The 22969-nt window shown below is 39.5% G+C and carries 20 protein-coding genes; 9 read left to right on the forward strand and 11 right to left on the reverse strand.

Annotated features, from left to right (window positions below):
- Positions 1-2: 2 nt before the first annotated feature.
- Genes nuoH through G9H65_RS07235 form a run of 3 tightly spaced genes read left to right on the forward strand, consistent with a single transcriptional unit; the run spans position 3 to position 2174 of the window.
- Positions 3-1127 (forward strand): NADH-quinone oxidoreductase subunit NuoH, encoded by a 1125-nt coding sequence (gene nuoH, locus G9H65_RS07225; RefSeq protein WP_205753270.1) that lies wholly within the window; start codon positions 3-5, stop codon positions 1125-1127.
- A 4-nt stretch (positions 1128-1131) separates the two neighbouring features.
- Positions 1132-1650 (forward strand): NuoI/complex I 23 kDa subunit family protein, encoded by a 519-nt coding sequence (locus G9H65_RS07230; RefSeq protein ID WP_166374673.1) that lies wholly within the window; start codon positions 1132-1134, stop codon positions 1648-1650.
- A gap of 8 nt (positions 1651-1658) precedes the next feature.
- Positions 1659-2174: an NADH-quinone oxidoreductase subunit J family protein gene (locus G9H65_RS07235; protein WP_166232608.1), complete on the forward strand. Its 516-nt coding sequence runs from the start codon at positions 1659-1661 to the stop codon at positions 2172-2174.
- Positions 2175-2242: 68 nt separating this feature from the next.
- On the opposite strand, the gene G9H65_RS07240 is transcribed toward G9H65_RS07235, so the two are convergent.
- Positions 2243-2917, reverse strand: a complete 675-nt coding sequence (locus tag G9H65_RS07240; protein WP_166374674.1) for a hypothetical protein — start codon at positions 2915-2917, stop codon at positions 2243-2245.
- Positions 2918-3148: 231 nt separating this feature from the next.
- Here G9H65_RS07240 and G9H65_RS07245 point away from each other — a divergent pair, with 231 nt between their 5' ends.
- On the forward strand, positions 3149-4210 hold the full coding sequence (locus tag G9H65_RS07245; protein ID WP_166374675.1) for a sensor histidine kinase: 1062 nt from the start codon (positions 3149-3151) through the stop codon (positions 4208-4210).
- A 4-nt stretch (positions 4211-4214) separates the two neighbouring features.
- Entirely contained in the window at positions 4215-4958 is a 744-nt protein-coding gene (locus tag G9H65_RS07250) for a LytR/AlgR family response regulator transcription factor (protein ID WP_166374676.1), read from the forward strand.
- Here G9H65_RS07250 and G9H65_RS07255 read toward each other — a convergent pair whose 3' ends face one another.
- From G9H65_RS07255 to G9H65_RS07290, 8 genes are all read right to left on the reverse strand, one after another.
- Positions 4959-6968, reverse strand: coding sequence for a TonB-dependent receptor (locus G9H65_RS07255; protein WP_166374677.1), 2010 nt, complete (start codon positions 6966-6968; stop codon positions 4959-4961).
- Positions 6968-7732, reverse strand: coding sequence for a hypothetical protein (locus tag G9H65_RS07260; RefSeq protein WP_166374678.1), 765 nt, complete (start codon positions 7730-7732; stop codon positions 6968-6970). Before G9H65_RS07260 ends, G9H65_RS07255 begins: the two co-directional genes overlap by 1 nt.
- A gap of 22 nt (positions 7733-7754) precedes the next feature.
- A complete protein-coding gene (locus tag G9H65_RS07265; protein WP_166374679.1) occupies positions 7755-8519 on the reverse strand; it encodes a glycosyltransferase family 2 protein in 765 nt (254 codons plus the stop codon).
- Between the two features lie 2 nt (positions 8520-8521).
- On the reverse strand, positions 8522-9793 hold the full coding sequence (locus G9H65_RS07270; RefSeq protein WP_166374680.1) for a glycosyltransferase: 1272 nt from the start codon (positions 9791-9793) through the stop codon (positions 8522-8524).
- Positions 9790-10893, reverse strand: coding sequence for a non-hydrolyzing UDP-N-acetylglucosamine 2-epimerase (gene wecB, locus G9H65_RS07275; protein WP_166374681.1), 1104 nt, complete (start codon positions 10891-10893; stop codon positions 9790-9792). The genes G9H65_RS07270 and wecB overlap by 4 nt, the downstream gene beginning before the upstream one ends.
- Before the next feature lie 32 nt (positions 10894-10925).
- Positions 10926-12149: a glycosyltransferase family 4 protein gene (locus G9H65_RS07280; protein ID WP_166374682.1), complete on the reverse strand. Its 1224-nt coding sequence runs from the start codon at positions 12147-12149 to the stop codon at positions 10926-10928.
- Positions 12146-13642: a polysaccharide biosynthesis C-terminal domain-containing protein gene (locus G9H65_RS07285; protein WP_166374683.1), complete on the reverse strand. Its 1497-nt coding sequence runs from the start codon at positions 13640-13642 to the stop codon at positions 12146-12148. Before G9H65_RS07285 ends, G9H65_RS07280 begins: the two co-directional genes overlap by 4 nt.
- 61 nt (positions 13643-13703) lie before the next feature.
- Entirely contained in the window at positions 13704-14807 is a 1104-nt protein-coding gene (locus G9H65_RS07290) for a glycosyltransferase (RefSeq protein WP_166374684.1), read from the reverse strand.
- A gap of 108 nt (positions 14808-14915) precedes the next feature.
- Here G9H65_RS07290 and G9H65_RS07295 point away from each other — a divergent pair, with 108 nt between their 5' ends.
- On the forward strand, positions 14916-15845 hold the full coding sequence (locus tag G9H65_RS07295) for an NAD-dependent epimerase/dehydratase family protein (RefSeq protein WP_166374685.1): 930 nt from the start codon (positions 14916-14918) through the stop codon (positions 15843-15845).
- 1184 nt (positions 15846-17029) lie between these two features.
- On the opposite strand, the gene G9H65_RS07300 is transcribed toward G9H65_RS07295, so the two are convergent.
- Positions 17030-17737: a class I SAM-dependent methyltransferase gene (locus G9H65_RS07300; RefSeq protein WP_166374686.1), complete on the reverse strand. Its 708-nt coding sequence runs from the start codon at positions 17735-17737 to the stop codon at positions 17030-17032.
- Positions 17738-17739: 2 nt separating this feature from the next.
- Positions 17740-18852, reverse strand: coding sequence for a hypothetical protein (locus G9H65_RS07305; protein WP_166374687.1), 1113 nt, complete (start codon positions 18850-18852; stop codon positions 17740-17742).
- 93 nt (positions 18853-18945) lie between these two features.
- Here G9H65_RS07305 and G9H65_RS07310 point away from each other — a divergent pair, with 93 nt between their 5' ends.
- Genes G9H65_RS07310 through G9H65_RS07320 form a run of 3 tightly spaced genes read left to right on the forward strand, consistent with a single transcriptional unit; the run spans position 18946 to position 22922 of the window.
- Positions 18946-20187, forward strand: coding sequence for a M16 family metallopeptidase (locus tag G9H65_RS07310; RefSeq protein WP_166374688.1), 1242 nt, complete (start codon positions 18946-18948; stop codon positions 20185-20187).
- A gap of 2 nt (positions 20188-20189) precedes the next feature.
- The gene (ispF, locus tag G9H65_RS07315; protein ID WP_166374689.1) at positions 20190-20669 is read left to right on the forward strand and encodes a 2-C-methyl-D-erythritol 2,4-cyclodiphosphate synthase; all 480 of its coding nucleotides are present in this window, start codon (positions 20190-20192) and stop codon (positions 20667-20669) included.
- A 3-nt stretch (positions 20670-20672) separates the two neighbouring features.
- On the forward strand, positions 20673-22922 hold the full coding sequence (locus tag G9H65_RS07320; protein WP_166374690.1) for a RelA/SpoT family protein: 2250 nt from the start codon (positions 20673-20675) through the stop codon (positions 22920-22922).
- Positions 22923-22969 lie beyond the last annotated feature (47 nt).

Raw genomic sequence — 22969 nt, forward strand, 5'->3', positions numbered from 1 at the left:
TTATGGAATTAATTAATACCGTTTTTATAGCAAAAGCCATCATCGTTGGAGTCGTATTTGCGATTACCTTGGGCGTGGCTGCTTATTCAACCTATTTTGAACGAAAGATTGCCGCGTTCATGCAGGATCGTATTGGTCCAGACCGTGCAGGTCCTTTTGGTATTTTACAGCCTTTGGCAGATGCCGTAAAGATGTTCATGAAAGAGGATTTTATTCCGGCAAATTCCAACAAATGGTTGTTCATTGCTGGACCTTGTTTGTCTATGTTAACGGCTTTGATGACCTCTGCAGTTGTGCCTTTTGGTGATACGGTCACCATAGGAGGTGCAACATTTGATCTACAAGGAATTGATGTGAACATCGGTATTTTGTGGGTATTCGGAATTGTTTCTTTAGGTGTTTATGGTATCATGATTGGAGGCTGGGCTTCTAACAATAAATTTGCGCTCTTAGGAGCAATTCGTGCAGCTTCCCAAAACATCTCTTATGAATTGGCGATGGGTATGGCCATCATCACCATTTTGATGATTACAGGATCTTTATCTACCAAAGAGATTGTAGAAGTTCAACAAAATGGTCATTGGAATATATTCTATCAGCCTTTAGGATTCCTAATATTTATTATTTGTGCCTTTGCCGAGTGTAATCGTACGCCATTTGATTTACCAGAATGTGAGACAGAATTAATTGGGGGCTATCATACGGAGTATTCATCTATGAAATTAGGTTTTTACCTGTTTGCGGAATACATCAATATGTTTATTTCAGGAGCAGTGATGGCAACTTTGTACTTCGGAGGATATGATTATCCTGGGGTGGATTTTGTTACTCAGCAGTTTGGAAGTAATGTAGCTAGCTTTGTAGGTGTAGGAGCCTTGATAGGAAAGTCTTTAGGCTTTGTATTTGTCTTTATGTGGGTTCGTTGGACCATTCCAAGATTCCGTTATGATCAATTGATGAATTTAGGTTGGACAGGCTTAATACCATTGGCCATGTACAATGTGGTTGTCACAGGTTTTGGAATTTTGGTAGGTAAACCCTTCATGGTGTCCATAGCTGGATTAGTACTATTAATCGCAGCATTGTTCGTGTATGATCAATTATTAGTTAAGAAAAAAATAGCTTAGGTATATGAAATTAAGCAATAAAACCAAGGTGTTGGAGCAAGGGGAAATGACCCTAGCAGAGCGCATGTACTTACCTGCCATTGTAGGTGGTATGGCCACTACCTTAAAACACTTCTTTTCGAAGCCTGTAACCATTCGCTATCCGGAACAAAAACGCTATTTAGGTCCAGTGTATCGTGGTCAGCATATCTTAAAGCGTGATGAAGCAGGAGCGGAGCGTTGTACTGCTTGCGGTCTTTGTGCCGTGGCTTGTCCAGCCGAAGCTATTTCAATGGTTGCTGAAGAAAGAAAAGCAGGAGAGGAGACGTTATACCGTGAAGAGAAATACGCTAAGGTATATGAGATCAATATGCTGCGTTGTATTTTTTGTGGATTATGCGAAGAGGCTTGCCCTAAAGAGGCTATTTTCTTGCGTCATGACACCATGGTACCTGTATTCCACCAACGTGATGAAGTGATTTGGGGTAAAGATAAATTAGTTGAAAAAATGGATCATCGCTATTTGCGCGATGGTTGGAAATAAATTGATGTATGGAGATTTCTAATATTTGGTACTTTTTATCGGCCTTGACTTTATTAAGTGCGCTGATGGTGATTATTTCTAAAAATCCCATTCACAGTGTCTTGTATTTAGTATTTACGTTTTTCTGTATTTCAGCACATTATGTTTTGCTGAACGCTCAATTTTTGATGGCAGTTAACATCATCGTTTATGCGGGAGCCATCATGGTATTGTTCTTGTTTGTGATCATGATGTTTGATTTAAAGAAAAACATTCCTGAATCCAAGAGTTCATTGACCAAATTGGCAGGTTCTGTTGTGGCAGGTACTTTATTGGTGATTCTAATTGCGATTATTCGTAAAAATACAATTCCTGGACCTGCTTTGGAGAAGTTTAACTCACAAACAGGTATGGTTGAAAACCTAGGCCAAGTTCTTTATGGAGAGTTTTTACTTCCCTTTGAATTGGTTTCGATCTTGTTCTTTGTTGCGATGGTAGGTGCAGTGCTATTAGGAAAAAGAGAAGCAGGAGAAAGGAATTTCTAAGGTCACTAGATCACAAAGAAAAAGGCGAACTGCAAGGTTCGCCTTTTTTAGTAAATAGAGAGCAGATATTATTTTTTATGGTTAATCTTATGATTAAAGAATCCTACTTTTAAACCTACTTGGCCTGAAAGTCCTGATAGTTCAGGTAACTCATCTTTTCCAATGGCTAATCGATAATTGGCGCCAGCAAACAAGCGAATGTATTTATGCACATTTAGCTCAGCATTGATACCCGGTTGTAAGCCAAAAGCATTACGTCCATTTCTCCAATAAAAATTGTCATATCTTCCACCTGGGCCTGGCATACTGGCCAACATCATTTCATCTTGATAACGAATAACTCCAATCATCAAAGGAAAACTTAGGTGGACTAATTTGTTGGCATTAGGGGTGTATGCCAAAGATAAAGCAGAGAATTGTTGTCTTAAATCATTGGAATAAATTTCATTTCTGTGTCGCATACTTCCTAAAAAACCTGCGCCAATTTCCCATTTATTATTGAGATGCAAGGCTAAAATACCTCCTTGCTGAGGGCCCAATTGTCCAAATTGAACTAGGGGTGAAAAGGATAAACCAAAACTTTTGATTTTGGGAGAGACTCCTCCTTTAAGTAAAGTTTTGGTTTCGGAAGCATCTTTGCTCTCTTTTCTATCTTGGGAAGATAGCGTTGTTTGAGCTAAAGCAGCATTTGATAGGAACACGGATAAACAGAAGATGATGAGGCGGATTGAATAAAGTTTCATATAATGGTGGTTTGACTTGATGTTTCGAAGGTAAACAGCTTTTCTTAAGTTAATTTGTTTATTCGATTAGCCTAGTTGAAAGGAGGATGTATACCCTTATTTTGTCGATAAGCCTTCGTAATTTCTCTTGAAGTCGAATTTTGGCTATTCGTCGATGCATTTTGCTAACTAGAAGAGTGGATTTCTAATTTGGTGCAGATTGGCTAGCTTTGTGTACAATATATTACATATATGTGGAAGGCTTTATTACAACCTAAATCTCAACGAACTTTTAAAATACTCTTCAACCTTATTTTATGGGGATTGTGGATAGGTTTACCCTTATTAAGTCCTGTGCATCAGTCGCACTCCAACGAGCATCCTCATCCACATCAAAACCCTGAGTTTACTGAGCATATATGGGTGGAAATTTGCACCGTAGTTCCTTTATTTTATACCATCACCTTAGTTTTGATACCCATTGTCTTTAGACAAGGGGGCGTGATCTCCTACATTGTTTCTGTCATTTTATTGGTGATTTCCTTTTGGTTTATCCAGTATTTCGTGATGGCCTATGTATTGCCTTTTGATGACAGTGCCTTGGAATGGCCTACCATCAAAGGCTTTTTTCCCTTGATCATGATTACGGGAATAGCCTCTACTTATGGATTATTGTTGGAGTTTATTACCATTGAAGCGCGCAATGAGGAATCGAAAAACGAGCAAATGAAGTCGGAATTATCCTTCCTTCGTTCTCAGATTTCTCCCCATTTTATCTTCAATGTCTTAAATAGTATCGTGTATTTAATACGTACCAAAGCCGATAAACAAGCAGAGGATGTAACCATTCGCTTATCGAATTTAATGCGCTATATGTTGTATGATTCAGATCAATCCATGATTCCATTAAACAAGGAATTGGAATACTTAAAGAATTACATTGACTTACAAAAAATGCGTTTTGATGACGATGTGAAAATAGAATTTGAAGTCAAGGGTAAAGTGAATAATTGCATCATTGAACCCATGTTATTGATTCCTTTTGTGGAAAATGCTTTTAAACATGGCGTTGGATTTGTCATTAACCCTGTTATAAAAATAAGCTTTGGGATTGAAGATGGTATATTGGAATTTAAAGTCGAAAATAAGAAAGGTGACCATGATCCCAGGGTAAAAGATGAAAGCTCAGGTATTGGATTAAAAAATGTTCGTCGACGATTGGAGCTACTCTATAAAGGTAGACACGTATTGGTTATCGAAGATGTAGAAAAAGATTTTAAAGTAGGATTACGCATGAAACTGCATAAATTTTAGGCATATGGAAAAGCTACAGTGTATTGTTGTTGATGATGAAAACATGGGAAGAAAGTTATTGGAAGAGAATGTTAGACAATTGCCTTTTTTGGAATTGGTGGCATCTTGCAAGAATGCTTTTGAAGCCATGGAAGTGTTACAAACACAAACGGTTGATTTAATCTTTCTGGATATTCAAATGCCGGGTATGTTGGGTACCCAATTTTTGCAGACCTTGAAAGAAAAACCATTGACCATATTGGTTACGGCCTATGATCATTATGCTGTGGAAAGCTATGAATTGGATGTGGTGGATTATTTGATGAAACCGGTTAGTATTGAGCGATTTAGCTTAGCGGCACATAAAGCTTTGGACTTATTTCAAAACAAGAAAAATAAATTGGAGGCTAGCCCAAAAGCGGCTAATTCTGAACTACCTCAGGAAGATTTCTTTTTTGTGAATGTGGAGTATGCTTTGGTTCGAATATCCATTCCCCAAATCACTCATATCGAGGGTTTAAAGGATTATGTCAAAATTTATTTGGAAGGAGAGAGAAGACCAATCTTGACGAAACTGACCATGAAATCCATGGAAGCCAAAGTAATGAATCATTCTTTCATGCGCGTTCATAAGTCTTTTATTGTGAACATGCGGAAAATTGAATCCATCAAGCAACAAAGAATCAAAATTGGTACATTTGAAATACCTGTCAGTGATTCACATGCGAGTGATTTAATGGAAAAATTGAATTTTACTCGCCCGTCTTAATTAAAAGAAGTTCAAAGTAAGCCCACCTGAAAAATTTCTTCCTGGTGAAGCATTATAATATCGGGCACCCACCGCATTGAGGTCGGGACCCGCACTGTATTTTTCGTTTCCGATATTATCCGCGGCAAGCCATAATTCCCAGGAGTATTTAGTCTTATTTTTGCGGTAGGAGATCTTGCTATTCCAAACCCGACTCGAAGGAAGGATGTCCGTATTGGCATCGTTCAGGTACAAGTAATCGGTCATTAGGAACTGTTGGTTCCAGTTTAAACCGGGTAATATTTTCCAAACTAAGAGCAAGGATTGCTGGAAAGGGCTGGTGCCAGTCAAGAAATTACCATTAAAGCTCCTTCCTGCATTGCTATAATCCGTAAATCTAAAATTTTGCCAGGTAGTTGCGGATAGTACTTGAAGGAAAGGAGTAGCTGTCCATTGTAGGCTTAATTCCATTCCTTGTTGGGTCGTTTTTCCTACATTGTCATAAAAATCTGCCCCATCAGCTGCTCTTCTCAAGACGATAGTTTCATCTAAATTGAATTGGTATAGGCTAAGATCCCAAGTCAAATTTGCGGCAGGACTCCATCCTCGATAACTAAGTTCATAATTCCAACCTTTTTCTGCTCTCAATGAACGATTGATGACATTGGTTGATGGTCTAATTTCAGCGATGCTTGGAGGTGAAAATCCATGGGCCACTTTGGCTACTAGATTTTGATTTGCTCCTATTCTTCTTACGATAGCCAGTCTGGGAGAAAAAATACCTTCACTGGATTGAAACTCGGTCCACAGTTTATTGTAACTGCCTGCCAAAGTAAAGGCCCAATTTTTCAGGCCGTCATATTCCAATTGAGTAAAAATACCACCTTGTTGCACACGCGTATTTTGTTCAAATTGTAAGGTGTCTTTTACCCCTTTTCGGTTGCCATACGTGCGGCTATCAAATTGTCCCACTTGAAATTCATATCCTAAATCCCAGGTAAACTGCCCTTTTCCTGCAGCTTGTTTGTAATGGATAACACCTCGGTTATTTAGGTTAGGTTCTTCACGGAATTCATAGTTTCGAATGGTCGGATTTTCTATGCTGTTCACTTGTACCGCATGTATGGCATCCCAGGCCCAGTTGGCATTCCAAGCATTGGAAACATGTGCTCCAACAAAATAACTTTTCAACTTAAATGTGGCCATTTGTTCGATAGCCCCTCGGTTGATTCCTGCGGCAGGTCTGGCCTGAATGGGATTTTCTTGGTATTGTTTTAAGGTCAAACCACCAGGAGTTTGATAGGCCAAATCCCCATAATAGGCGATTAAATTAATGGCTCCGGTTGTCCCAAAACTTTTGTTCCATTCATAGGAGAACCATTGCTTTTTCATGGCCGACTGATCACGGTATCCTTGTTGTTGCCAAAATGAGGTATAAAAACGGTGAGAGCTGCTAGGTTTTCCCAGTCGGATGTCCCACGATTGCTTGTATCCACCTAAGGAATGGAAAAGTTCTTGATGCTGAACAGATGGGGCACGGTATGCCTGGCTTGAAAGTAGCAACACACCACCTGTTCCAGCTCCATACAGGCCACCACTTGGACCTTTGGAGACCACTAATTGTTGAAATTGCTCAGGATCCAATAAGGAAAAATAGGAATTGTTTCCCGCATCGGTAAATGACATTTGGTTCCAATATATTTTCACGTTTCTTACACCAAATGGAGCACGAAGTGAGCTACCGCGGATGGCTAAACGATAACTACCCGGGGAGCGTTCTTCCATCCGAATACCTGCCTGCGAATTTAATGCAGGCAAGAAGCTTAGGGCATTTCCTACCTGTAGTTTACTAGAATCTAGTAAAACTATGGCATCTGGAGAACGTAGAGGATTACGTTTCTTTTCAAATGCTTGTACTTCTACATTCGCTAATGTTTTATTCGAAAATTCGTCCTTAGTTTGTGCCCAAGCTAAAGTAGGGATAAGTAGAAAAATACAAATCCTGATGATAGAAGTAAAGCGTATTTTCATTAAAAATAGTAGGTAAGGTAGGCAGATAGAAAATGTACACTCGAAGCAGGAATCGATTTAGAATTTGGATTCGAGGATGAGCCTAAATTAAGTAATTCATACATGAATGTTGCCCCGATTTGTTGGCGTTTATATTCAATTTTCCCTTTAAAAGATAAATCATTGGCTGTACTTAGTGTTTGAAAAGGAACACCCACATAGCGTCCAAATAGAGTTACTTCCCGAATGATGGGTTCAAAAACCTGAGTAGAAACAGTAAAATCGTTTTTTCCGGGAATTTTTAATCCGAAACCTGCTGTGATACCATGCAAGCTGTATTTTTCTTCTTCTATGTATTTATAAGTGGGCGTTGAAATTCTTCTAGCTAAAGATTTACTGTAAATGCTGAGCAAAGGAAAAAGAAATGGTTCTGATTTTTTGGCCTTATGTTGCCATTTAATACCCAATTCAGCCTCTCCACCACGGTAAGCCGATTCCAAATTATTTAAATTGGTAGGCGCATTTTGAGGTTCAATGAAAATGTAATTGGCTAAGTTAACAGGAGAATGATGGATATTGCCATAAGTTTTTAGCCTCACAAAAAACAGTTTTTTGGAATTGGGCTTTTGAAACGTAATCTGTGTGGAGAAATCGATGGTTTGTTGATTTTCATACCACATAACGTGGCTACTACCTACACTGGTTTCTAATTTGAACTTTTGTCCCCAGCTGATGGGCCCAGATAAAAGCAAACATAGTATAAGTAAGTAGTTTAGTTTTTTCATATTCTTATAAAATTATAAAAGATTACCAGTATTTACCTTTTTTTTGCCAAGTAAAAAGTAGGCCTCGTATGATGATAATCAGATGGTTGATACAAGTGGTGAAAAATCCAAAGTGCTTGCTTAATATTTGAAAACGTTCTTTCCAGGTTGTTTTCAGATTTTTTACGGAGGCGCCACCCATTAAATACCGACAAATGGGATATTGTGTCTTTTGGATGCTTTGAGCCAATTTCAAACAATTAATCTCCCAATCAATATCGGAACTCATCCGATAATCTAAAGAAAATGGTGGAGCTATTTCCCTTTTGGCAATGAAAGATTGATGGCAAACCAACATGCCTTTGTCAAAGTCTTTCCAAGTCAAATGCTGAGGAAGTGGATGGGGGCTAACTTCTGAACGTAAACCAATGGCCTTTCCAGCGGGATTGATAAATATGGCATCTCCGTACAATACATCAGGGTCTTTTTGTAAGTCGATCAAGATTTGTCGGAGTGTATCTGGATCCGCAAAAGTATCACCAGCATTTAAAAAATAGAGGTACTTACCACTAGCCAGTTGCATTCCCTTGTTCATGGCATCGTAAATACCTTTATCTGGTTCAGATACAACATGTGCTATCTGCGAGGCGTAATGATGGACCAACTCCAACGTGCGGTCACGCGAGCCACCATCCAAGATGATAACTTCAAAGTCCAATTCCCCTTGAGAAAAAATACTGCGTAAGGTATTTTCAATGTAATCTTCAGCTTGATAAGTGACGGTGATGATACTTAGAAGTTTCGACATACTTAAAGGCTGGTTTGATAGAAATGAAGGTGTTTTTGGGCAATGATGGAGGCCTCATATTGAGAGATCACTTTTTTTCTTGCCTCTAAACCTAGATCAAAGGAATGAGGAAGTATGTAAGTAATTCCTTGGCAAAGGTCTGCTGCATCAAGTTTCTGAGCCACGTATCCATTTGTCTGATGGTCAATCATTTCGGGGATTCCACCGACTTGGAAACCTAAGCAGGGTGTTCCGCAAGCCATAGCTTCCATGATGGTATTGGGTAGGTTTTCTTCTAAAGAAGGGGTAATAAACATGGCTGCAGATTGGTAGGCTAATATCATCTTTGAGACATCCTGTACTTTTCCCAATGTATGTATGTTCAATGCCAATGATTGCATAATATCTGGATCTGAAATTTCTCCCACAACCAATAGTTCCGTTTGTTTAGCCATGTCTGGATGTTGTTCGGACCACTGTTGTATGGCGGTTTTTAAATAACTAAAGCCTTTTTCTGGGGCAGAGACACGCATGGCAACAAACAATAAATACTGTTTATTTGGATTAAGTCCCAAAGAGATCTTGGCTTGAGTTGCATCCCCTGGTTGGAAGATGTTGACATCTATGGGGTTCGCGATGGTTTTTATTGGGGCTCTTTGTAAAATACTACTTGATTTGGCTCGATTTCCAAGCCAGTCGGAACAGGTGATAATGTGCAAATTAGGATAATGAAACTGCTTATTTTTTTTAGTCCACAACTGTTGTGACAAATCCTGTGACTTCGGTTTAGCTAAAAACTTACAGTGACCACATACCTGCTCAAAACTTTGGCATGAGCCACTATGGTGGCATCCCCCCGTGAAAGCCCACATATCATGTAGGGTCCAGAAAATGGGTTTATTTAATTGCAAGAGTTTTTCTATCGAATCAATGGAGAGAAAGCCAAAGTTGACCCAATGTAAATGAATGATATCAGCTTCTTGGACAGCAGGATGTTGGGAGATATCTTGGCCGAAAATACCAGGATTAAATAGGAAGCGGATGGATTTATCTCGTTCAAATCGAGCAAAATAAAGTCTTTCAGCCACGAACCTAAGGAAAGCCATCCATTTTTTCCAAGGAGAGGAAGCGAGAGAAATACTAGGATCTTCACCCGTCTTCTCTTGAACTAATAGTTTAACGTGGTGCCCAGCTTTCTCCAAAGCATCATGTAGTCGACCGCATGCAATTGCCGCTCCACCATTGTGATTATGGTAGGAGAGTAAAACGATTTTCAAGGGTCTGTTTGGGCTCATGAATGAGGGAACAATTCGTGAATAATGGCGGCAATTCTGTCGGCTGTATGTCCATCCCAAAGCGGAGGGACTTCCCCTTTTTTGACTTCACCATTCAAAATGGCTAGCAAGGCGGCATAGGTTTTCTTAGGATCTAAATCTGCCAATAATTGGTTGGTTCCCAAAGTAACAGTGATCGGCCTTTCTGTACTATCTCGGAATGTTAAGCAAGGAATACCTAGGTAAGTAGTTTCTTCTTGGATTCCCCCCGAATCCGTTAAGATAGCGGAGGCATTGGACATCAATTGAATGAATTCCAAATAACCCAAAGGCTCCGTTAATATTAAATTCGGAATTTGATTCAGTCGATTCGTTAACTGAAATTTATCGATATGGGCCCTCGTTCTTGGGTGGATAGGAAATACTACCTTGGTTTGAGAAGTACTTAATTCCAATAATTCCAAGATGGAATGAAGCCCTTGTTCGGTATCTACATTGGCTGGACGGTGCATGGTCACCACGATAAATTGCTTGGCTTGAACCTGCAAATCCGCCATGATGGTGCTCATTTTGGCCTTTTCACGGTAGCGTTCAAGGGAATCTATCATGACATTTCCCACAAAGAATACTTTTTCGGGAGACACACCTTCATGTTTAAGGTGTTGCATGCCGCTTTCCTCTGTGACAAAAAGGTAATTAGCTACAGAGTCCGTTAAAATTCGATTAATCTCTTCAGGCATTTTGCGATCGCCACTGCGTAAACCAGCTTCGACATGGGCTACAGGGATATCCATTTTGATGGCCACCAAAGTGCATGCGAGTGTAGAGGTTACGTCACCCACTACAATAATCAAATCCGGTTTTTCGGCTTGAACGATAGGTTCAAAAGCCAACATGATTTTGGCAGTAACTTCAGATTGTGTACCACCCCCAATACCTAGGAAAAAGTCGGGTTTTGGAAGTTCTAATTGAGTGAAAAATACATCACTCATTTTGGCATCAAAATGCTGACCAGTATGTACAATTTTGGATTCCCAACCTTCCATTTGTTGGATGGCTCGGTGTAGAGGTGCTACTTTCATGAAATTAGGTCGGGCACCTACTATTTGTAATACTTTCATTTTAATGCTATTGTGTGATGAAAAATCATTTTTTACCGTTTTTTTTGATGATTAATGGCAAATTTAAATGCCTCCATGTAATTAGTTAAAACCGTATGGATATTGATTTCTTGTTCAATAATCTTTTTGGAAGCTAAACCCATGCCGGTGATTTTTTCGGGATGTTGGAATAAGTCAGCGATCACTTCCACTAGGCTTTTCAATGAACCGGATTCAAAATATCGACCATTGATGCCTTCCTTGACCAATCTTTTTTCTGTGCCATCAGCTACCGAACAAACCACGGGCTTGCCAAAACACATGGCTTCATTGATGGATAAACCTCCCATGCCAGCTAATACATAAATACCCGATGCTAGGGTGATTTTTCCTAACTCTTGCATGTCGTAGATTCCGCCCCAAAAATGAATGTACTCATTTGCCCCAAGGCTTTCAGCTTGTTGTTTGAGCGCAGCCATTTCTGGGCCATCGCCGACTATGTGCAATTCTGTTTGTGGAAATTGAGCTTTAAGCTGTACCGTTGCTTGAATGAGTAAGTCGACCTGTTTCCATTTGACCAATCTTCCCACATGCAGCAATCGATAAGTGTGCATTTCGGGTAATCCTTCTTTTTCAATTGCTGCATATTGTTGAGCGATGAAATCAGTATCCGGGGAGTTAGCCGTTACAAAGACTTTTTCCTCAGATACCCCATAGCTAGCGTGGATTTGTTTGGCTTCATCTAAATAGTTGATGTGTGCATCCACTAAGTTAACAAAACGTTTCCTGCTTTCCCTGACCATCCAATATTTCAGGTAGGCAAGTAGCGATGTGTTTTTCTGATGTTGTTGGTTATTTTCCGTAATTCCCCCTCCTCGTAAATAGTAATTAATGGCATCAGGATAGCTTGGTACTTGAAATGGAATCTCTTTGGAAATTAGCGCTACGTTTTGTTGGCGCAAAAAGCGATACCATGAGGGATAAAAAACATAAGCCAATTGGTAGGGCCAATTGACCATCAAAACATCTGGTTTTTCTTGAAGTATCAAATCTTTTAAGCCCTTAAAAAACTTTTTACCATAGTAGGTTGTGTACTCTTCGGCATAAATAACGTTGAATTCAATGCCGCTTTTGCTCTCAAAAACGCCAGCACCTAAGGTTGCTCCATTGCCTGATGGTACTACGACGACTACCTCCACACCAAATTCATGCTGTAATTTATTCAGCACCAAATTGTAATAGTGAGGAAGGCCGCCGGCCAGTGACATTAATTTCATTTGTTCAAATAATTTTTAATCAATTGGTTCATGTCTGGAGATAAATTAAATTTCCAGGCGGCCAATAAAAACAAGGTGCTGACGCTTATGGTCTTTACACTAAGATTTAAAAACCAGCTAATCCATTTTTCTCCCTCAATTTCAGGGAGTTGATTAACTAATAAGTAAATAATTCCACTTACAACCAAGATGCCCAAGCTGCGAATTTCAAAAGGTTGGAGACCCATTTTGATCCAAATAAATACGTATTTGATGGCATTATAAATGAATAATGCTAAAAGGCTAGCAAATGCTGCACCATTAAACGAGTAAAGCGGAATAAATATGAGGTTTCCCACTACTACTATACTGGCCAATACGATATAAAAAAGTAGGTCATAGCGGTAAAATTTTGAGTTAATTAAAATTTCAGAATTTAAACCTGTACCCATATCAATGATTTTACTGATGCCCACCATCAAGACTACCCAGCGGCCAGTTTCATAGACCTCGCTCCTAGGGATGATTTGGTAAATTTGATCTAGATTGACCCAGACCAAAAGAAACAAAAAGCAGCCCACCAAGAGTAAGTTTAAAGACGATTTCTTGTAAATCTCTTCTATTTGGCTGGTATCATTTCTTTTCCAAGCTTGGGCTAATAGGGGTGTAGAAATTGCCGCAATCACGTTTCTGGGTATGGCAATCATCAAAGCCATGCGGGAGTTGATGTCAAAAATGGCTGTTGTTCCTAAACCTCCAGCATAAGCGGGTAACATAATTTTTTCCACATGTTGAATCAGCGTAAAACTGGCTCCTGCCAGTATCACCCAAGCTCCATAGCCCATCATTTCTTTGAAAATAGGCTTTCTCAAAAAGGAGAAATCCATTTTGGTATAAAAGCGTTTTAACTGTTTAATGTAGAGTAAAAGTGCCACAACGGCAAGGATATATGATACTGTGATTCCTTGAACCAATTGATGAAAATTCAAAAAACCCCATCCATAAGCCACAATTAATAAAGCATTGGCAATTCGTAAATATAGTTCCCGAATGATCGCAGGAACCACAATGCGTAAATGTACTCTTGCGTAGGATTCCAACACACTCATGTATAGAAAACTGGCCGTTAGGGGGATGATGTAATAAAAATAAGTCGGGAGTAAGGGTGAGTTTTCAGCATAAAATTGATTGAAAACTCCTCTAAGTGCGATATAGCCCAAACTAAATAAGCCCAATCCTACCAAAGGAGAAAGCAGCAAAAAAGTAAAAAAACCGCCATGATGATTTTCCGGATTATCGAAATGAGGGAAAAAGCGAACGGCAATATGGGGTATACCAAAATGTGTAAAGGAAGAAAAAATCAAGGGAATACTGACCAAAGCACCGGCTATCAAACCAACCTCGGCTTGGCTAAGAAATTTATTGTAAAGAAAAATGACATTGAACGTCCCGATGGCCGTACCTAAATAGGTAACTATTGAGCCTTTTAAACTTTGTCGGATGACGATCCCCATGCGAATTTTTTAGAATAATCAACAAATTTACACAATTGCCTTCATTGAACGAATTCAATTTTTAGGACAATAATTGTTTAATGCTTTGACTCAATTTTCCCACCTCATAATGTTCTTGCATATGTTTTCTTGCAGCTATTCCCATTTGCTGACATAATTCAGCATCCGAAGCCAAGCGAATCAAAGCATTTCCCATGACTTCTACATCATGTTCATCCACTAATATACCCGTAACGTCTTCTATCACGGCCTCGGGTATTCCGGCATGACGAGTAGATACAATGGCCAAACCTGTGGCTGATGCTTCTAAAATTGCAACGGGTGTGCCCTCAGAATCTCCTGATGGAGTAACTATGGAATGTTGGATAAAGGCGTCTGCTGCTTGTAATAAAGGCAAATATTCTGCGGGCGATTTAGCTCCTAAAAAATGAATGTTTTTTTCTAAATGCTGGGATGCGACATAGTCTTTGGCTTCTTGCCAAAGTGGACCATCGCCAACCATATTGAATTGAGCGTCCGGAAATTGTTTCAACAGGATTTCAAAGGATTTGATGCTTAATAAAGATCCTTTTTTGGCAGCAAAACGGGCAACTGAAATAAGCTGAAAAGTGGTCGATTTTTGCTTTTGTTTAAGCGGATAAAACTGATTTAGATCCACACCGCAGGGAATGACATGTAGATTGGGCAAAGGTCCGCAGATCTTTTCTAAGGTAGGTTTCATGGCGGAGGCTACCACAATGACTGCCTTGGCTTTGGGCAAGACTTGGGCATATTTTGCGCCATAATCTTCCAAAGTTTTGGTTTCATTGGCATCAAAACCTAAAAAAACGATTGCAAATGAGACATTCTCGGCTTGACAAGCTTCAAAAATATGCGTTCCTAGTGGGCCATAATTGGCTAAAAAGGCATCTATTTGATTTTTTCGAAGGTATTTTCTTAAGAAATACGTGTAAATCTTTTGGTATAAATCAGGGAAAAGCCGACGAAGGCTACCTCGAACCACCAGTTGATTCAAGGGGAAGGGGTAAATGGAGCCTCCTTCGTACAATCGACTCGGCTGCCATCCTTCGTACAGTACAGCATGCGGTTGAAGCTGTTTGATTTGCTCATCGATGAAAGTTTCAGAATAAGAAAAGTAATTGGATCGAGCAATGAGTAGCTTCATCGAATGGGGTTCGAGGTGAATGAATTAACGAAAATACGAAATTATTTTAAAGCCTTCCCGACTAGGTTAATCAAATCTTAGCTCTATTTTTGCAAGGCATTTACAGGTATGGAAAAAATATTACTCATTGGTGGAGCAGGCTTTTTAGGATTGAATTGGATTCAATTTCTAGAAAATCAATTGGCTAGCCGAGAAGTAGCAGTGACCGTTTTATCGCGACATCATCATGCCGATTTAGCACTATTTCCTCAGGTGAAATTTGTACAAGGTGATTACGGGGATCTTGATGTATTGAATCGTTTATTTCTGGAAGAGCATTTTACTCAAGTTTTTCACTTTGCGAGTACCATTGTTCCTGCCACTTCTACCCAAAATGTTTCTGAAGATCTGGAAGCTAATTTAACTCCTACCATTCAATTGTTGGAAGTAATGAAGCAGCATGATTGTCGCTTTTTAGTTTATTTTTCTTCCGGTGGTGCCGTGTATGGGCATGCTGGATTTGAGGCATTGAATGAAAACCAAGCTTGTAAGCCTATTTCATCTTATGGCATCATCAAGTTAGCCGTGGAGCATTACATTCAGTTGTATTCTAACATCCATCAGATTGATTATTTGATTTTGCGCTTGTCGAATCCTTTTGGGTATTTCCATCATTCAGATCAACAAGGTGTGATCAACATTGCTTTGCGAAAGGCATTGCGTGGAGAGACTTTTACTGTCTGGGGAGATGGCAGCCAAACCAAGGATTATATTTTTGCCGAAGATATTGCTAAGGCCATATTTCAACTCTGGCAGTCGGGCCATAAAAACGATACCATCAATATTGGATACGGTTCAGCCATCTCATTGTCGACTATTTTAGAAAAGATCAAAGGCCTAATACCTAGTTTTCAGGTAGTTTACAAAGAAGCGAAACCTACTGACGTTCCGCATGTTTGCTTGGATATTTCCAAATTAGAATCACTCATTCCATTTGAAAAAACACCATTTGATGAGGCCTTGGAGAGAACTTGGAAGTGGGAGGAAGGAAATTTATAATTATAAGTTATAATTTATAAATTATAATTTGTGAATGCCTGAATGACGTTGACCGTTTTATCAATTTTTGAATTCTACATTGAACGGTTAATCCCAACGAAAGATTGGAACGTAGCATGAGCGAAGCAAAAGGAAATTATAAATGATGAATTATAAAGTATAAATGGTGGTGGCTAATTCTACATTCTACATTTTTCATTCTACATTCTAAACAGTCCTATGCGGAGTGACAATCGGTTCCGCGCAGCGGAATTCGTCTTAGGATTGACCGTATTTCTTCTGTTTTTTTGTTTCTTTTTTTATGAAAAAAAAAGAAATGCCAAAGAAAGTTAAGCTCCAGAAAATTGATGAATTCAAAGAGCTTAAAATACTTTTCGTTTCATTAATTCACATGGATTTTCTTTTTTTGAAAAAAAAGAAACAAAAAAACTTCTTTTTTTGTCGTTCCGCTCAGGCGAATTCTGCTTCGCAGAACCGTGATTCACTCCGCTATCGCCTATATTTTTGACGCCGACGCACATCGCCTATGCTGAGGTCAAAACCTCGTCTACCGCGTCGTTCATTCCCTTTCGCTAGCAGAACGACGGGACAGAATACCTGAATGTAAATGTCTGAATGACGTTGACCGTTTTATCAATTTTTGAATTCTACATTGAACGGTTAATCCCAACGAAAGATTGGAACGTAGCATGAGCGAAGCAAAAGGAAATTATAAATGATGAATTATAAAGTATAAATGGTGGTGGCTAATTCTACATTCTACATTTTTCATTCTACATTCTAAACAGTCCTATGCGGAGTGACAATCGGTTCCGCGCAGCGGAATTCGTCTTAGGATTAACCGTATTTCTTCTGTTTTTTTTGTTTCTTTTTTTATGAAAAAAAAGAAATGCCAAAGAAAGTTAAGCTTCTGAAAATTGATGAATTCAAAGAGCTTAAAATACATTTCGTTTCATTAATTCACATGGATTTTCTTTTTTCGAAAAAAAAGAAACAAAAAACTTCTTTTTTTGTCGTTCCGCTAAGGCGAATTCCGCTTTGCGGAACCGTGATTCACTTCGCTATCGCCTATATTTTTGACGCCAACGCACATCGCCTATGCTGAGGTCAAAATCTCGTCTACCGCTTCGTTCATTCCCTTTCGCTAGCAGAACGACGGGATTAAATATGCAAAATACTCCATTCTACATGCTACATTTCTTCGCTACTAAAATAAACGTACAAGCATCCTCTCGTCTGGATTTATTACCAGCGATTTTATCGAAGAAAATGATGAAAGGTTGTAAGAGCATGGACCAAAGAGGACGAAGGACTTTCGGGAATTTGAATAAAAGTCCATCTTGAAATAATTGGAGTCCCATGGAAGAGCGAGCAAGAATTCCTTCAAAATAAACTATCTCAAAGCCAGCTTCTTTCACAATCTTTTGCAAACCCGTAGAAGTCCATCGCCAGAAGTCGGTCGGGTCAGGATGAAACATCCAATAGCCATGAGTAGAAAGAATCAATTTGCCATCTTTTTGTAAAATCCGACAAGCCTCCTTTAAATAGGAGCTTGGATCTTCCACATGTTCTAATACCTGCGTAGATAATACAAAGCCTACACTTTCATCGGGCATGTCGATGATGCCTTTAGGATCTACCACCACATCTGCTTTGCTGTTGATGGCTAAGTCTAAACCAATGTATTGTTCTACAAATGGGCCAAACAGTGGTTCATATGGCTTATTACCACAGCCATAATCTGCTAGCAATTGATGCGGAGAGTTTTTAACAAATAGTTCAATCACTCGTTCCAATTGCTTTCTTAATTGGATGAGGTAATAATAACGGGCCGACATCCTTCCCCAAATTTTGGGATACAGACGTTCCACTCCAGCTTCTCTACTTTCCATAATTACAATAGTTTGGATAAGCGATGGTACTCATCCTGCGAATTTTTATATTCAATATACTCCTTAGAAAGGTGCAAATATTTTTTTGCTTTGGCTCTTTGGCCCGACTTATAAGCAATTCGGCATAATCCTAAATAGGATAAGCCTCGAATATCTTTGGTAAACCTTTCTTCAAAAGGATATTGCAAGGATTTCAAATAATGAGCCTCTGCTTGAGCCAATTTCTTTTTACCCAATTCATCAGCCATGCCTCTAAACACACATACGGCTCCCAAATAATAAGGAATTTTCAATTTATCTAATTTCTCATGGTAGATTTCCCCCTCCTCAAAATTATTGGTCAATGCCAATAATTCGGCTCTTTGAAGTAAAAATAGATGATTACCCGGAAAATCCTCCAATAAGGATTGATTGAGACCTAGGGCTTTTGCAGGCGTACCTTCGTATTTATTGTAGACATATCCCAGATAAAAACGACTTTCATTTTTTACGAAAATGGTTTTGCGGGTGCTCTGCTCTAGGTAATTTAATCCAGCCCGTTTATTTCCATCTTCAAAAAAGACCATCAAAGGTTTTATCACAGGATGAAGTTCTGGGTATACTATACGGTAATAATTATAAATACCTGCGGAGTATAAAAATTCGGGCTGTTTATCGGTATTTTTAAGCGCAATCTTCAGAAAGGAATAGGACTTGCGCGTATACGAAACAGCCTTCATGAAGTTCTGGTTATCCGCTTCAAATGCCGCTAAAAATCCTGTGGAAGAGATGCAAAAAAAGACAGCTTCTAAATCATTTTCATTTTTTTCGTAGGCGGTTTCTGCCAAATCGAAACTTCGTTCCAAATAAGCCAAATAGGCCTTGCTTTGATTGGGATGGTCTTTTAAAGGAAAGTATTGCTTTTCCCATTGCATGGCCAACAATAAATAACTACTGGGATGCTTCGGGTACTTTGTTTTTAGCGCATTGAAATCATCCGTAGCCTCTTTGAACTCATGGTTGTACATGTGGTTCAAGCCGCTTGAAATCCATTCCTTAGCTTGATTGTCCGCTAATATTTGTCCTGAAATATTCCAAGACCAAAGACAAAAAAGCACTAAAAAAAATCGCCGCATAAACACTCAATTGAATTGCAAAAATACGTAAGTACTGTGGTTTTTAGGCCTAATTTTTTACTTTTGTTTCTATTTTAACATTAAACTTCCCGAATGATTTCATTTCAAGAATTTAGCTTAGACAATGGTTTACGTGTGATCGTACATGAAGATCCCAGCACGACACTAGCTGTGATGGATGTAATTTACGATGTTGGTTCTCGAGATGAAGACCCTAGCCGAACAGGATTCGCTCATTTATTTGAGCACTTGATGTTTGGAGGCTCTGAAAATATTCCCAATTATGACACTCCTTTGCAACGAGTTGGGGGTGAAAATAATGCATTTACCACGCCCGATTTAACGAATTATTACATCAGTTTGCCCTACCAAAATCTAGAAACAGCTTTTTGGTTGGAGTCTGATCGGATGAAGCAGTTGGCTTTTAATCCGAATTCGCTGGAAGTTCAAAGAAAAGTGGTGATTGAAGAATTCAAACAACGCTATTTAAACCAGCCTTATGGTGATTTGTGGCTCAAGTTTAGACCATTGATTTATCAACAGCATCCTTACCGATGGGCCACGATAGGGGCGGATATTAAACATATTGAGGATGCAACTTTGGAAGACGTGAAGGCCTTCTTTTACCAGCATTATGTCCCAGCCAATGCGGTATTAGTAGTGGCTGGTCGAGTAAAATTTGACGAGGTAAAAGCATTGGCTGAAAAATGGTTTGGACCCATACCAGGAGGAGTGAAGCCCCTTCGTCAATTGGTACAAGAAGCAGTTCAGCAAGAAAACCGTATGATGGAAATTTCCGCGAATGTGCCATCCAATAGAATATATAAAGCCTATCCCATGGTGGGGCGTTATCAGCCAGGTTTTCATGCCATTGATATGCTCGCAGATTTGATGGGTAGGGGAGAGTCTTCCTATTTATATGAGCATTTAGTTCAGAATAAACGCATTTTTGATTCTTTGAATGCTTACCAAATGGGTTCCAATGATCCAGGTATTTTGGTGATTCAAGGACAAGTATGTGAAGGGGTGGACATTGAAGTTGCGGATCAGGCTTTGGAAGAACTTATCAAGGAGTTTGTACAATCTGGAATCCTAGAAAAAGCTTTGCAGAAAGTGAAAAATCAAGCAGAGGCAAGTTTAGTATTTATGGAAGTGGAGGTCTTGAACCGCGCGATGAACCTCGCCATGGCTGCTAATGCAGGAGATCCGAATTGGGTGAATACGGAAGCCGAAAAAATCCAAGCTGTTTCCTTGGCAGAAGTACAATCTTGGGCAAAACGCTTGTTTATTGATGGGAAATCGAATACCTTATGGTATAGGAAAGAAAAGAAATAGTCATGAAGATACGCGTAGGACAAGGGTATGATGTGCATCGCTGGGTAGAAGGTAGGCCCTGTATTTTGGGAGGTATCGAAATAGAATCAGCTAAGGGCCCTATGGGTCATTCAGATGCAGACTTGGTTTGTCATGTGATTTGTGATGCCCTATTAGGAGCGGCTAATTTACGTAATATCGGATTCCATTTTTCGGATAATGATCCTCAATGGAAAGGCGTTTCCTCCATTGCCTTATTGACACGCGTATTAGAAATGATTCGAGAAAAGGGTTGGGAGGTTGGAAATGTGGACGTGACCATCATTTTAGATCAACCTAAATTAAACCCTCATATTCCAGCCATGCAGGCGAATTTAGCTCAAGTGATGGCGGTAGATTTGGATCAAATAACCTTGAAAGCAACCACCTCAGAAGGGATGGGTTTTGTAGGAAGAGGAGAAGGAATATCGGCCATGGCAGTGGCTCTAATTACTGCTGAGTAAGCTATGCCTATCAATTTAGAAAAAGAGCGATTAGAGATTTTAAAAAGGTACCGTAAGTTGCTGCGGACGGCTAAACCCTTTTTAAAAGATGATGATGCCAAGCAAATCAAGAAAGCATTTTTGATTTCTGCGGAGGCACATAAAGATATGCGTAGAAAATCTGGGGAACCTTATATCTACCATCCTTTGGCAGTGGCTCAAATCTGCGTTGAAGAAATTGGGCTTGGAACAACGTCCATTATATCAGCTTTGTTGCACGATGTGGTTGAGGATACGGATACTACGTTAGCAGATATCGAGAAAGATTTTGGTCCTAAAATAGCTTCCATCATTGATGGACTGACTAAGATTTCGGGAACATTTGAATATGGAACATCCCAGCAAGCGGAAAACTTCCGTAAAATGCTCTTGACCTTATCCGATGACATTCGCGTGATTTTGATTAAGCTAGCAGACCGTTTGCACAACATGAGAACGCTGTCTAGTATGGCCAAGGAAAAGCAATTGAAAATAGCTTCCGAGACCATTTATTTATACGCTCCTTTGGCACACCGTTTAGGATTAAATGCCATCAAAACGGAATTGGAAGATTTGGGTTTGAAATATACCGAACCAGAAGCATTCAAAGAGATCGCCAATAAATTATCCGTAAATAAGCGTAACCGCGAAAGCTTTGTCGATCATTTCATCCGTCCTATCAAAAAATCCTTGGATGAATTACATTTGAATTATACCATCAAAGGCAGGCCAAAGTCGATTTATTCGATTTATAACAAGATCAAAAGTAGCAATACACCATTTGATAAAATTTACGATTTGTTTGCGGTTAGGGTAGTGATTGATGTGCCTTTGGAAAGAGAGAAAGCTGATTGCTGGGAAGTTTATTCTATTGTCACCGACCATTATCGTCCTAATCCAAGTCGATTAAAGGATTGGGTCTCTACGCCTAAATCCAATGGCTACGAGTCTTTGCACACCACAGTGATGAGTTTGCCCTACGGCAACGATAAAGAGGGCCGATGGGTGGAAGTGCAGATCCGTACCAAAAGAATGGATGAGATAGCCGAGAAAGGGGTAGCAGCTCACTTTAAATATAAAGGAACGGATACTCGCACTAGTCAGGCATTTGAATCTTGGTTAAGTCAAGTTCGTGAAGCCCTAGAAACCAATGACAAGAGCCAGTCGGCCGTAGAATTGGTGGATGATATCAAAAATTCCTTGTACCATGAGGAGGTATTTGTTTTTACTCCAAAAGGGAAATTGGTGGTTTTACAAGTGGGTTCTACGGCTCTAGATTTTGCTTTTGAAATTCACTCCGAAGTAGGGGCTAAGTGTATTGGTGCCAAAGTTGGAGGGAAATTGGTGCCTTTGTCGCACAAGTTGAGCAATGGCGATCAAATTGAAATATTGACCTCTTCCAAGCAAAAACCTTCGGAAGATTGGTTGCGCATTGTAACCACCACCAAGGCCAAGGCACGGATTAAAGATTTTATTAAAGAAGAGAATAAATCACACGTTATCAAAGGACGTGATATGATTGAGCATCGATTGAAGATTTTGGGATATCCGAGTTTGACTTTGGAGATTACCAATCAGCTTCGAGCCTATTATAATGCCAAGGATGCCAATGACCTTTTCTATCGTTTCGGAAAAGGCTATGTCGCTATCGAGCAATTGAAGCATTGGAAGTCCGACAAAGAAATGCACGAGCGGAAGCAGGCAGAAAAGGCAATTCAGGTTCCGATTGTCGACAATAAGAGTTTCACCAAAGAAATGAAACGTGTACAGCATGACCGTAAGGATGCTGATATTTTGTTGATTGGAGAAGATATGGACAAGGTAGATTATACCTTGGCAAAATGCTGTAATCCCATCTCTGGAGATGATGTGTTTGGTTTTGTTACCATCAATGAAGGGATTAAAATTCATCGAACTAATTGCCCTAATTCTCCCGAATTATTATCTCGTCATGGTGACCGAGTGATAAAAGCACAGTGGGCGAGTCAAATTGCCATGTCATTTGTAGTTGATTTAGTGATTCGTGGGATTGACCGGGTCGGATTGGTGAATGATGTGACGCGAGTGATTTCGGATGAACTTAAAGTCAATATTACGGCTTTGAATATTGGGGTGAAAGATGGACTTTTTGAAGGTCGGATTTCTCTCATGATTCAAGATACGGATCACCTAGTAGCCCTTGTGGGTGAATTAGAAAGAGTTGCAGGAGTAATTGAGGTTGCCAGAGAAGAATAATAGCTTTTTTCAGTTTTTATAGCTTATTTTACGTCGTTTTTTTCGCT

It is taken from the genome of Aquirufa ecclesiirivi (assembly GCF_011250515.1).
Lineage (GTDB): Bacteria > Bacteroidota > Bacteroidia > Cytophagales > Spirosomataceae > Aquirufa > Aquirufa ecclesiirivi.